The sequence below is a fragment of the Streptomyces sp. NPDC048825 genome (assembly GCF_043198355.1).
Taxonomy (GTDB): Bacteria; Actinomycetota; Actinomycetes; order Streptomycetales; family Streptomycetaceae; genus Streptomyces; species Streptomyces xiangluensis.
Map to the genome: position 1 here is coordinate 151,360 of NZ_JBICUR010000013.1, position 12,738 is coordinate 164,097.

A 12,738-nucleotide genomic window follows, 5' to 3' on the forward strand; every position below is an offset into this window, starting at 1 on the left:
CGCGTTGTTGACGCTTTCCTTAGCTTACGTAAGAAGGGCACCCGGCGCGCTGCCGGGTGCCCTTCTCGTCGTACGGACGACGCTCAGGCCGTACGTACGACTGTGACTGTCTTTGTCCGTACGACCGTCAGTCCTCGCTGGCCGCCGACGGGAGCTTCGTCTGGATCAGGTCCATCACCGTGGAGTCGGTGAGCGTGGTGACATCACCGAGCTCGCGGTTCTCGGCGACGTCGCGCAGCAGACGGCGCATGATCTTGCCCGAGCGGGTCTTGGGCAGCTCGGCCACCGGCAGGATCCGCTTGGGCTTGGCGATCGGGCCGAGGGCCTTGCTGACATGGCTGCGCAGGTCGCCCACCAGGTCCGCGGTCTCCGCGGCCGAGCCGCGCAGGATCACGAAGGCCACGATCGCCTGGCCGGTGGTCTCGTCCGCCGCGCCCACGACCGCCGCCTCGGCGACAGAGGGGTGCGAGACGAGCGCCGACTCGACCTCGGTGGTGGAGATGTTGTGCCCGGAGACGAGCATCACATCGTCGACCCGGCCGAGCAGCCAGATGTCGCCGTCCTCGTCCTTCTTGGCGCCGTCACCGGCGAAGTACCTGCCCTCGAACCGCGACCAGTAAGTGTCGAGAAACCGCTGGTCATCGCCCCAGATGGTGCGCAGCATCGACGGCCACGGCTCGGTGAGGACGAGATAGCCGCCGCCTCCGTCCGGCACTTCGTTCGCCTCGTCGTCGACGACCGTCGCGGAGATGCCGGGCAGCGGGCGCTGCGCGGAGCCGGGCTTGGCCTCCGTCACACCCGGGAGCGGCGAGATCATCATCGAGCCGGTCTCGGTCTGCCACCAGGTGTCCACGACCGGGCACTTGTCGGCGCCGATGTGCTTGCGGTACCAGATCCACGCCTCGGGGTTGATCGGTTCGCCCACCGACCCCAGCACGCGAAGGCTGGACAGGTCGAACTTCGCGGGGATGTCGTCGCCCCACTTCATGAACATGCGGATCACGGTGGGCGCGGTGTACAGGATCGTCACGCCGTACTTCTGCACGATCTCCCAGAACCGCCCCTGGTGCGGGGTGTCCGGCGTGCCCTCGTACATCACCTGCGTCGCGCCGTTCGCCAGCGGTCCGTACGTGATGTAGGAGTGGCCCGTCACCCACCCGATGTCGGCCGTGCACCAGTAGACGTCGCTCTCCGGCTTGAGGTCGAAGACGGCGTGGTGGGTGTACGCGGTCTGCGTGAGGTAGCCGCCGGAGGTGTGCAGGATGCCCTTGGGCTTACCCGTCGTCCCCGAGGTGTAGAGGATGAACAGCGGCTGCTCGGCGTCGAACGCCTCGGGCGTGTGCTCCGCCGGCTGCTTCTGGGTGATCTCGTGCCACCAGATGTCGCGGCCCTCGGTCCAGTCGACCTCCTGGCCCGTACGGCGCACGACCAGCACCTTGTCGACGCCGTCGACCCGGGCGACCGCCTCGTCGACGGCCGGCTTGAGCGCGGAGGGCTTGCCGCGGCGGTAGCCACCGTCCGCGGTGATGACCAGCTTCGCGCTGGCGTCCTCGATACGGGTGGCGATGGCGTCGGCCGAGAAGCCGCCGAAGACGACCGAGTGGGCGGCGCCGATGCGGGCGCAGGCCAGCATCGCGACGACGGCTTCGGGAATCATCGGCAGGTAGATGGCGACCCGGTCGCCCTTCTCGACTCCGATCTCCGTAAGGGCGTTGGCGGCCCTGGAGACCTCGTCCTTCAGCTCGGCGTAGGTGATGGCCTTGCTGTCGCCGGGCTCGCCCTCGAAGTGGATCGCGACCCGGTCACCGTGCCCGGCCTCCACATGGCGGTCGACGCAGTTGTACGCGACGTTCAGCTTTCCGTCCGCGAACCATTTGGCAAAGGGCGGATTCGACCAGTCCAGCGTCTCGGTCGGCTCGGTGGCCCAGGTCAGCCGGCGCGCCTGCTCGGCCCAGAAACCGAGCCGGTCAGCCTTGGCCTGCTCGTACGCCTCCGCAGTGACGTTGGCGTTCGCGGCCAGGTCGGCGGGCGGCGCGAACCTGCGCTCCTCACGAAGCAGGTTGGCCAGGCTTTCGTTGCTCACGACATCTCCCTTTCCCAGGGTGTCCGTTGTGTCCCAGGCCAGCTCATCAGACGCGGACCCCTGGTGACAAGGGCCGTCGCCGAAATTGGTTTAGACCTGTTGGGGGCAGTGGTGGCCCCCGCGCACGGGGGGCCACACGTTCTCACGGACGGGGGAGCCTTGCGGTTCAGGCTCCCAGGTGGGGGAGCCTGGTCGGGATGGGGCGTTTGCGGGCGGTCAAGGGCTGTTTGCGGGGTGGGTCGAGGCCCCGACTTCGTACAGCGCTCTCGCCTCGACCCGGTCGAAGACCTTGCCGCCGGACTGGGATTCAGGCTCGGCTTCGGAACGGTCGCCGGGCACCGGTCGGCTGTCGGCTGCCTGCTGGTTGTCGGGCGCGTCCGTCAGCAGATACGCCTGGGCCTCGCCCACGTGGAAGTACATCCCGTGCAGTTCGAGCGCGCCCTCCCGCAGAGCTCGTGCCACGGACTCGTGGGCCTGCAGATGCTCCAACTGCTGCACCACGTTGGTCAGGCAGAGCTGCTCGACGGCGTCGGCGGGCGCCCGTCCGGCGATCCGCACCCGCGGCCGGTCCTTCGCGGCCATCTCCTCCAGGCTCGGCAGCCCATGCCGCAGCCACCGCTTCAACGGCGTCCGCGCACCGGTGGGTTCGGTGTGCAGCAGCGCCTGCATCGCCCCGCAGCCGGAGTGCCCGCACACGGTGATGGATCTCACCTTCAGCACCTCCACCGCATACTCGATCGCGGCCGCCACCGAGTCGTCACCGCTCTCCTCGCCGGGCGGCGGCACGAGATTGCCGACATTGCGTACGACGAAGAGGTCGCCGGGGCCGCTGGAGGTGATCATCGAGGTGACCAGCCGGGAGTCGGCGCAGGTCAGGAAGAGCTGCGAGGGCCGCTGCCCCTCCCGTGCGAGCCGGGCCAGCTCGCCGCGCACCAGGGGAGCGGTGTTGCGCTGGAACGCGCTGATGCCACTGGCCAGTTCGCCGGCGCCCCCGTCCGACGGCGCGGTCCGTGACGGCTGCTCGCACTGGTGGTTGCGCCAGGGCGTCCAGGGCCGGCAGTGGCACTGGGCGGCGCCCGCGGGTTCGGTGATCCGCGTGCCTCCCCGCCCGGTCAGCTCCACCGACCCGCCCTGCGCGGTGTGCGAACTCTGCCAGTCATGCAGTGACTCGTACGCCGCGTGGTCCATGAACGAACCGTCCAACTCCACGACCGCATCGGCCCCTTGGGGCACCAGATGCAGCGCCCGGCTGAGCCGCGGCACGGCGAGAAACGTCAACTGCCCGCGTACGCGAACATGGTGGACGCCGTCCTGGTCCTCCTCGTGGGTGATGCGCGTACGGGTCAGCCGGTGCAGCGCGACGGCCACCGCCATGGCGACGCCGATCCCCACGCCTTCGAGGACGCCGAACAACACCACGCCCGCCGTCGTGGCCGCGTACACCGGGATCTCGCGGTGGCGGGTGACGGTGCGAATGTGGGTGAGCGACACCATCTGTACGCCGACCGCTGCCACCAGCGCGGCGAGCGCGGCGAGCGGGATGAGGTCCAGTACGGGCACCAGCAGCAGTGCGGCGACCACGATCCACAGGCCGTGCAGCATCGTGGAGTTGCGGCTCACGGCGCCCGTCTGGACGTTGGCCGCGCTGCGCACCGCGACGCCCGTGACGGGCAGCCCGCCCAGCGCCCCGGAGACGATGTTCGCCGAGCCCTGGCCCCGCAGCTCCCGGTCGAGGTCCGCGCGCGGGATGCGCGGCCCCTCCTTGCGGGCGGCGGCCAGCTTGTCCACGGCCACCGCGGAGAGCAGCGACTCCACGCTGCCGACCAGTGCGACGGTCAGCACGGCCGCGGCGATGCCCAGTACGGGCCCTTCCGGCAACCCGGCGAGGGTGTGGCTGCTCCAGGAGGGCAGGTCGACCCGGGGCAGCCGCAGCCCGGCGACCGCTGCTGCGGCCGTGGCCACCGCGACCGCGGCGAGCGCCGCCGGTACCGTACGGACAACTCGGCCCGCCCGCCCGGGAACGCGCGGCCACAGCAGTAGTACGGCCAGCGTCAGGGCGCTCGTCGACAGCGCCGCCAGATGCGGCTCGGCCAACTGGGCGGGCAGCTCGCGGACGTTGTCCACGACGGAGCTGTGCGGTGAGCCGCCGAGCACGATGTGCAACTGGGCGACGGCGATGGTGATGCCGATGCCGGCGAGCATGCCATGCACGATCGCGGGGCTCACGGCGAGCGCCGAGCGCGCCACCCGCAGGAAGCCCAGGCCGAGTTGGGTGAGCCCGGCGAGTACGGTGATGGCGCAGGTCGTACGCCAGCCGTACTGCTGGATGAGGTCGGCGGTTACCACCGTGAGTCCGGCAGCGGGCCCGCTCACCTGGAGTGGTGCGCCGCCGAGCCGGCCCGCCAGGAGCCCGCCGGCCGCGGCGGCGACGAGGCCCGCCTGCAAGGGCGCCCCGGTCGCCAGGGCGATGCCGAGGGACAGCGGCAGGGCGATCAGGAAAACGGCGATCGAGGCGGACAGGTCGGCGACCGCGATCCGGGGACCGCGGCGGCGGGGCGAGGGCGGGCTGTGAGGCCGCCCCTCGTCGGGCAGATGCGAAGAGTCGTCGCTTCGGGTGGTGGTGCAAGTAGACATGGGGTTCCCGTCTCCTCCGGGGCTACGCGGTCGCAAAAGGGCTTCTGGGTGCGGCCGTGGGTCACGGCGTGACAGCGGCGGGATTTTTCAACTCTCAGTAAATGAATGGTAATGGAGAGTAAAGGCCTCGTGGGGGAAACTAGAGCAAATGGGCTATTGATTCACTCTGGCGAGTTAATGAGTACATTCATCGGCTTGTCGCACTAATTCCTTCCGATCTCCGTGCGACCTTGGCGGCGCTGTCGGTGTTCGCCCGGGTTTTCCCGGATCTGAAGGAAGTAGGTGGGCGGATGATGGGTGCCACCCAGAGAATCGCCATGGGCGTCACGGTCACCGCGGTCTGCGCGGCAGCGCTCGCGGGTTGTACGACCGGCGACGCCGGCGCGAAGAAGACAGCGGGCGCCCGAGCGTCCAAAGGCGGCGCGGGGGGCGCCCAGGCGCCCAAGAGCGCGCTCCGGCTGATCGGCGACGGCTCCACCGCCTTCACCGGCGCGCAGCCGCATCTGCCGCGTCCCGAGCGGCTGAGGCCCGGTCAGAAACCGCCGCAGTTCGTGGTGTTCTCATGGGACGGCGCGGGCGAGGACAGCCAGAAGCTGTTCTCCCACTTCCGCGAGGTGGCCCGGGACAACAAGGCCACGATGACGTACTTCCTGAGCGGTGTGTACATGCTGCCGGACGAGAAGCGCGACCTCTATCGCCCGCCGGGGCGCTCAGCCGGCCGCTCCGACATCGGTTTCAATGACGAGCGGGGCGTCCGGGACACGGTGGCGCAGCTGCGTGGCGCCTGGCTCGAGGGCAATGAGATCGGTACCCACTTCAACGGGCACTTCTGCGGCAGCGGCGGCGTCGGTGAGTGGTCGGTCGAGGACTGGAAGAGCGAGACCACCCAGGCCAAGGCGTTCGTGAAGTCCTGGAAGACCAACACGGGCGCACAGCAGGCCTCCCCGCTGCCCTTCGACTACGAAAAGGAACTGATCGGCGCCCGCACGCCATGCCTGGAGGGCCGGCAGAACTTCTTGCACGCGGCCAGCGAGATGGGGTTCCGCTACGACACCAGCGGCGTCAACGACCAGGTCTGGCCCAAGAAGAAGCAGGGCCTGTGGGACCTGTCGATGCAGCTCGTGCCGGTACCAGGACGCGCCTTCGAGACGCTCGCCATGGACTACAACTTCATGGTCAACCAGTCGGGCACCACGTCCCAGGGCGACCCGGCCAAGCACGCGTACTGGGGCGACCAGATGCGTGACGGCCTGCTGAGGGGCTTCGACCGCGCGTACCACGGCAACCGCGCGCCCCTGATCATCGGCAACCACTTCGAGTCCTGGAACGGCGGCACCTATATGCGCGCCGTCGAGGAGACCATCGAGCGCGTCTGCACCCGGAGTGAGGTGCGCTGCGTCTCCTTCCGGCAACTCGCCGACTGGCTCGACGCCCAGGATCCGAGGACCCTGGCCAAGTTCCGTACGCTCAATGTCGGGCAGGCCCCGGAGCAGGGCTGGACGTCGTTCCTCACCGCTCGATCAGCACAGCCCGCCCCCGTCTCGAAGGGCGTCCCGGGCGCCACGGCAGCCAAGCCGTAGCGCCCGGTCGGCCGACGTGAGCCGTCACGCCGTGGCGGTCTCGGCCTCACGCAGTACGAAGGCGGGGTCGACCTGGGCGGCCAGGTCGGCACCCGTCCGCTCGTTGCCCCAGGACTGTGCGTTCTTCAGGTGGAAGTGCACCATCTGACGCGTGTAGTGCTCCCAGTCGCGCAGCTCGTACGTGGCGTCCACCGCGGACTGAAGTGCCTGAAGCGCGCGGCGGTTGGCGTCCTCCAGGTGCTCGAAGCGGGGCGGGCGGCCCTTCTCCATGGCGCGCACCCAGTCCGAGTGCCCGACCGTCACCAGGAGGTCGTCACCGACTTCGGCGCGGAGGAAGTCGATGTCGTCCTGGCCCTGCACCTTGTTGCCGACGACCTTCAGGGTGACGCCGAAGTCGCGCGCGTACTCCTTGTACTGGCGGTAGACGGAGACCCCCTTCCGGGTCGGCTCGGCGACGAGGAACGTGATGTCGAAGCGGGTGAACATGCCGGACGCGAAGGAGTCCGAGCCCGCCGTCATGTCGACGACGACGTACTCGCTCTGGCCGTCGACGAGATGATTCAGGCAGAGCTCCACTGCACCGGTCTTGGAGTGGTAGCAGGCCACTCCCAAATCGGCCTCGGTGAACGGGCCGGTGACCATCAAACGGACGGCGCCGCCGTCGAGTTCCACGGCTCGCGCACAGGCGTCGTAGACCGGGTTGTTCTCGACCACCCGCAGCAGCCGGGAGCCCTCGCCGGGCGGAGTCGTCTTGATCATCGTCTCGGCGGAGGCGATACGCGGGTTGGAACCGCGCAGGTAATCCTTGATCAGCGGAAGCCGGTCGCCCATCGCGGGCAGTGCGGCGGCGTCTGCCTCGTCGAGTCCGAGCGCGGGCCCGAGGTGCTGGTTGATGTCGGCGTCGACCGCGACGACCGGCGATCCCGTGGTCGCGAGGTGACGGATGAAGAGCGAGGACAGGGTGGTCTTGCCACTGCCGCCCTTCCCAACGAAAGCAATTTTCATGTTCAGTAAGCCTAGTGGTCGAACCACGTTCGGTCGTCGCCAAACGTGAAGAAGACCACTCCTTCGTGGGGATGGTCACAGTGGTGCGTAGGGTCGTACTCATGAGTACGACAGGTGCGAACGCCGACCCGCTCGCGACCCTGGGCTCGCTGCCCGGCGTCGCGGAAAGCGTGGAGTCAGTGCGCAAGGCTGTGGACCGGGTGTACGGGCATCGCATCATGCGGCGCCGCAGCAACGAGATCACCTCCGAGGCCGCGCTGCGCGGTGCGCGAGGCTCCGCCGCGCTGTCCGGTGCCGACTGGGCCCTCGAGGAGGTGCGCCGGCGCACCGACTTCAGCGGTGACGACGAGGCCAGAGTGGTTGGCGCGGCCCTCCGGTTGACCGCCGAGGCTGGTCAACTCCTGTCCATCTGGCGGCAGTCACCCCTTCGGGTGCTGGCGCGGCTGCACTTGGTGGCGGCCGCGGACAAGGGGGACGAGGTCGGTCGGCCGCGGCAGGACGGCGAACCCGTCGACGAGCCGCTGGTCGAACTGCCGCTGCCCGACGCGGCCGAGGTCGAGGGTCGTCTCGACGGTCTCGCGCAGTTGATCATCGCGGGCAGCTCCGCCCCCGCCCTGGTGACTGCCGCCGTGGTGCACGGCGAACTGCTCGCTCTGCGCCCCTTCGTCTCCCACAACGGCCTGGTCGCGCGCGCGGCCGAACGCATCGTCCTGGTCGGCAGCGGCCTCGACCCGAAGTCCGTCTGTCCGGCCGAGGTCGGCCAGGCGGAACAGGGCCGCGCGGCCTATCTGGCGGCCTTCGAGGGATACGTCTCCGGCACCCCGGAGGGCATGGAGACCTGGATCGCCCACTGTGGCAAGGCGGTTGAGCTGGGCGCGCGGGAGTCGACGGCGGTGTGCGAGGCGCTGCAGCGAGGGGCGGCGTGACGTCCGGCCTCACGGCGCGGGGCTTCTGCGCTCCGGGCTCGAAAATGGGCCTCTTGGGAGGGCGAAAAACTCCCTGAACAGGGTTGCGGCGGTACGAGGGTTCGTACCGCCGCTGGCATGTTCACCCGGGTTACCAAGCGTCCTCGAAATATTGCCCATCAGGTCGGGAACTTTGCCCGTGGCCTGGTGCGGCTGGCCCGTAATCGACGGGTCGACGTCGCGTGGGTGCCCAGTGTTCATGCTCGGTCCGTGGGGCCTTGGTTGCGGTTAAAGGTGATCCTTTCGGATGATCCTTGGTCTCGCGGGCCGTTAACTTCTTTGTACTCCAGGACTGGAGGAAGCGGAAGCCCTTGCTGCGCTTCTTTACTTTTGGGTTCAAAAAGGAGTGAATCGGTCACCCGTATCGTCACGGGTCATTCGGGAGGCTCAGCCCACCACTGAACGGCGCCGGCTCGCGTACCAGACCAGGCCCGCGGTGGCCGCCGCCGCACCTATCGCCGCCGCGGCGACCAGGGCCGGGCGGGGCGGCACGGACAGCCGCTGCTTCAGCCGCACCGGATGGTGGAAGTCGAGTATGGGCCAGGCGCGCGTGGTGGCCTCGCGGCGCAGCGCACGGTCGGGATTGACGGCATGGGGGTGGCCGACGGCTTCGAGCATCGGGATGTCGGTCGCCGAGTCGCTGTAGGCATAGCAGCGCGAGAGGTCATACCCCTCGGACGCGGCCAGCTCCTTGATCGCCTCGGCTTTCGTCGGGCCGTACGCGTAGTACTCCACATCGCCCGTGAAGCAGCCGTCGTCGCCCACGACCATGCGGGTCGCCACCACCCGGTCCGCGCCGAGCAGTTCACCGATCGGCTCGACGACCTCCGTCCCGGAGGTGGAGACGATCACGACATCGCGGCCGGCCAGGTGGTGCTCCTCGATGAGTGACGCCGCCTCGTCGTAGATGATCGGGTCGATCAGGTCGTGCAGCGTCTCAGCGACGATCTCCTTGACGTGCTGGACGTTCCAGCCGCGGCACAGCGCGGACAGATACTCGCGCATCCGCTCCATCTGATCGTGGTCGGCGCCGCCCGCGAGGAAGACAAACTGGGCATATGCGGTACGCAACACAGCCCGGCGGTTGATCAGTCCACCTTGGTAGAACGACTTGCTGAACGTGAGCGTGCTCGACTTCGCAATGACCGTCTTGTCCAGATCAAAGAAGGCCGCTGTGCGGGGCAAGGAGTGGTTTTCCACGAGCCTGAGCATAGGCGCCCACCATTCGGCGTAAGGTGAGGCGCATGGGTTTGCCTGAGAAGGCTCTCGGGTACACCATGGAAGTCACGGATCGTTCGCGACCGTGCTAACCCGGTCCGGCTCCTCCCCCCCCGAGTCGGCCGTGGGGACGACCCCCGCTCTCCCCCCCGGCGGGGGTCGTCGCATGTCCGGGTGGGTTTTCTCTCTTCCCTCGCTGAGCACCGGGCCCGTTGTGCGGGCTTCGGTGCTTCTTCGCGTGTACGCATAATCCGTCACCGTACGTAGTCGTTGCGCTGCTCTGTGGAAGTCCTGCACGGTCAGCGGTTTGGGTGAACGCGATATTCACAACCATCGAGTCGTCCACAGTTATCGAGCAAGATCCACACGATTTCCGGGATCGCTGCACCGTGATTCCAGCGCGTGCCGCCGGGTGCGAGTTCATGGCCGGTTCGGTTTGTCCGGCGGCTATGGCCGGTTCGTATCGGCGGTTCATATGGAGGACCGGTTGCCGGTTCTTGTGCGCGGGCGGGATTCACGGGGCCGCGGGGGCTTCGCGAGGAAGCAGCGAAGGGGGATGGAGATCGTGGCTGGAGCCATCACACACGACCGGCCGTCGGCCGCCGAAGGGCGGCAGGGCAAGCCGTTGATCGTCACGGAGGATGTGGAACTGCTGGACGACCTGCTGCGGCTGTGCGCCGCGGCGGGCGCCAGGCCAGAGGTCCACCATGGGGTGCCGGAGCGCGGAGGCGGATGGGAGACGGCGCCCTTGGTGCTGGTCGGCGATGATGCCGCGCGTCGGGTGCGCGGGGCCGTGCGCAGGCGCGGAGTGGTGCTGGTAGGGCGGGATCAGGACGACTCGGGGGTGTGGCAGCGGGCCGTGGAGATCGGCGCCGACCATGTCCTGTTGCTGCCCGATGGCGAACAATGGCTGGTCGACCGGATCGCCGATGTGGCCGAAGGAGTCGGCCCGCCCGCGCTCACCGTCGGCGTGATCGGCGGCCGCGGCGGGGCCGGTTCGTCCACGCTCGCCTGCGCGCTCGCGGTCACCTCGGCGCGCGAGGGGCGGCGCACCCTGCTCGTGGACGCGGATCCGCTGGGCGGCGGACTCGACGTACTCCTCGGCGGCGAGACAGCTGAGGGCCTGCGCTGGCCGGCCTTCGCCGGCTCGCGCGGCCGGGTCGGCGGCGGCGCTCTGGAGGAGTCGCTGCCCGAGCTGCACGCCTTGCGCGTCCTCAGCTGGGATCGCGGCGACTGTGTCGTCATCGCCCCCGAGGCCGTACGCGCTGTGCTGGCCGCGGCCCGACGACGAGGCGGCACGGTGGTCGTGGACCTGCCGCGCCGGATCGACGAAGGAGTCGCAGAGGTTCTCGCCCAGCTGGACCTCGGACTCCTCGTGGTCCCCGCCGAACTGCGCGCCGTCGCGGCGGCAGGGCGGGTGGCGTCCGTGGTCGGCATGGTCCTGCGCGATCTGCGGGTCGCGGTACGAGGGCCGTACGCGCCAGGCCTGGACGACAAGGAGGTGGCCCGACTCCTCGGGCTGCCCCTGGCGGGCGAAGTCCCCGTGGAAGTGGGACTGCCGGTGGCCCAGGAACGCGGTGCTCCGCCCGGAGCCGACGCACGGGGGCCGCTTGCCCGCTTCTGCTCGGCGTTCTGGGAGCGGGCCGCGATGGCGGGAGGGGGCGTATGAGCGGGGGCACGCGCCTGCGTGGCGAAGGGCTCGGTGGACGTACGGGTGTTGCGGGGTTGCCTGTGGATGCTGGGGCGTTGGGCGGGCGTGCGGGTGTGGATTCGTCTGCGGGCGCGAGGCCGACGGATGGTCGTACCGGCGTGAACTGGCCTGCGCATGCGGGGGCGACCAGCGGGCGAGCGGGAGTTGGGCCGTCTGTGGTTGCGGGGCCGGTCGGTGAGCCTGCGGGTGTGCGTTTGCCCGCGAACGCGAGGTCGGCGGGTCGTCGTACGGGCGTGGGCTGGTCTGTGGATACGGGGCCGGCCGGCGGGCGAGCAGGAGTGCGGAGGCCTGCTATTGCGGGGCCGGTCGGTGGACGTGCGGGCGTGGGATTGCCGGTGGACGCGAGCCGGGGCGGGCAGGCTGACGCGAACTGGCCTGCGGATGAAGAGCTGTTGGACGGGGTGCGGCAGTGGCTGGCCGAGAGCGGGGCCGAGCCGACTCCGGCGCGGGTGGCGCAGGCGTTGCGGGACCAGGGGCGGGTGCTGGGGGACGCCGAAGTGCTCGGTGCGGCCGAGCGATTGCGCTCCGAGCTGGTCGGAACCGGTCCGCTGGAGCCGCTGCTCGCCGATCCCTCGGTGACCGATGTGCTGGTCTCGGCGCCCGACCGGGTGTGGGTGGACCGGGGCGGCGGTCTGGAGCTGACGGCCGTCTCCTTTGCGGACGCGGCGGCCGTACGACGGCTCGCGCAGCGCCTCGCGGCCGTGGCCGGGCGGCGGCTCGACGACGCGCACCCGTGGGTCGACGCCCGGCTTCCGGACGGTACGCGTCTGCATGCCGTGCTGCCACCGGTCGCGGTCGGCTCGGCGTGCCTGTCGTTGCGGGTCGTACGGCCGCGGGCGTTCACCCTCGACGAACTGGTGGCCGCGGGGACCGTACCCCCGGGCGGCGACCGGGTACTCAGGGCACTGCTCGATGCCCGGCTGTCGTTCCTGATCAGCGGCGGTACGGGCAGCGGCAAGACAACGCTCTTGAGTGCCCTGCTGGGGCTCATCGGACCGGGTGAGCGGATCGTGCTCGCCGAGGACTCGGCGGAGCTTCGCCCTGACCATCCCCATGTCGTACGCCTCGAATCCCGACCCGCAAATCAGGAGGGCGCCGGACAGGTCACGCTCCAGGACCTGGTGCGCCAGGCCCTGCGGATGCGGCCGGACCGTTTGGTCGTCGGCGAGGTGCGCGGGCCCGAAGTCGTACATCTGCTGGCCGCGTTGAACACCGGCCACAACGGCGGTGGCACCGTCCACGCGAACGCCGCGTCATTGGTGCCCGCCCGCCTGGAGGCGCTGGGCACGGCGGCGGGGCTCGACCGGGCCGCCCTGCACAGCCAGGTGGCGGCCGCCCTTTCGGTGGTGCTCCATCTTGCACGCGACCGGGCTGGGCGGCGGCGGATCGCCGAAGTGCATGTTCTGGAGCGGGACCCGGCGGGGCTCGTTGTGACGGTGCCGGCGCTGCGCTGGGGCGCTGAGGCCTTCGCCTATGAGCGGGGGTGGGAGCGGCTGCGGGGGCTGCTCGGTGAGAGGAGTGAGGGCTTGTGACGGGGGTCGG

General features: G+C 69.7%; 8 protein-coding genes. 4 read left to right on the forward strand and 4 right to left on the reverse strand.

Annotation, left to right across the window (positions count from 1 at the left end):
• Positions 1-127 precede the first annotated feature (127 nt).
• Both acs and ACGFNK_RS29390 read right to left on the reverse strand, forming a co-directional pair.
• On the reverse strand, positions 128-2,125 hold the full coding sequence (acs, locus tag ACGFNK_RS29385; protein WP_393420865.1) for an acetate--CoA ligase: 1,998 nt from the start codon (positions 2,123-2,125) through the stop codon (positions 128-130).
• 174 nt (positions 2,126-2,299) lie between these two features.
• Positions 2,300-4,717, reverse strand: a complete 2,418-nt coding sequence (locus ACGFNK_RS29390; RefSeq protein WP_393420669.1) for a bifunctional SulP family inorganic anion transporter/carbonic anhydrase — start codon at positions 4,715-4,717, stop codon at positions 2,300-2,302.
• Between the two features lie 293 nt (positions 4,718-5,010).
• Here ACGFNK_RS29390 and ACGFNK_RS29395 point away from each other — a divergent pair, with 293 nt between their 5' ends.
• Positions 5,011-6,297, forward strand: coding sequence for a hypothetical protein (locus ACGFNK_RS29395; RefSeq protein ID WP_393420671.1), 1,287 nt, complete (start codon positions 5,011-5,013; stop codon positions 6,295-6,297).
• A gap of 24 nt (positions 6,298-6,321) precedes the next feature.
• Here the strand turns inward: ACGFNK_RS29395 and ACGFNK_RS29400 are convergent, their stop codons facing one another.
• Positions 6,322-7,302, reverse strand: a complete 981-nt coding sequence (locus tag ACGFNK_RS29400) for an ATP-binding protein (protein ID WP_393420673.1) — start codon at positions 7,300-7,302, stop codon at positions 6,322-6,324.
• A 101-nt stretch (positions 7,303-7,403) separates the two neighbouring features.
• Here ACGFNK_RS29400 and ACGFNK_RS29405 point away from each other — a divergent pair, with 101 nt between their 5' ends.
• Positions 7,404-8,228, forward strand: a complete 825-nt coding sequence (locus ACGFNK_RS29405) for an oxidoreductase (RefSeq protein ID WP_393420675.1) — start codon at positions 7,404-7,406, stop codon at positions 8,226-8,228.
• Positions 8,229-8,654: 426 nt separating this feature from the next.
• Here ACGFNK_RS29405 and ACGFNK_RS29410 read toward each other — a convergent pair whose 3' ends face one another.
• A complete protein-coding gene (locus ACGFNK_RS29410) occupies positions 8,655-9,479 on the reverse strand; it encodes an HAD family hydrolase (RefSeq protein WP_386347316.1) in 825 nt (274 codons plus the stop codon).
• Between the two features lie 571 nt (positions 9,480-10,050).
• Between ACGFNK_RS29410 and ssd the strand changes: the two genes are divergently transcribed.
• Both ssd and ACGFNK_RS29420 read left to right on the forward strand, forming a co-directional pair.
• Positions 10,051-11,154: a septum site-determining protein Ssd gene (gene ssd / locus ACGFNK_RS29415; protein WP_393420677.1), complete on the forward strand. Its 1,104-nt coding sequence runs from the start codon at positions 10,051-10,053 to the stop codon at positions 11,152-11,154.
• A gap of 371 nt (positions 11,155-11,525) precedes the next feature.
• Entirely contained in the window at positions 11,526-12,728 is a 1,203-nt protein-coding gene (locus ACGFNK_RS29420) for a TadA family conjugal transfer-associated ATPase (protein ID WP_393420867.1), read from the forward strand.
• Positions 12,729-12,738 lie beyond the last annotated feature (10 nt).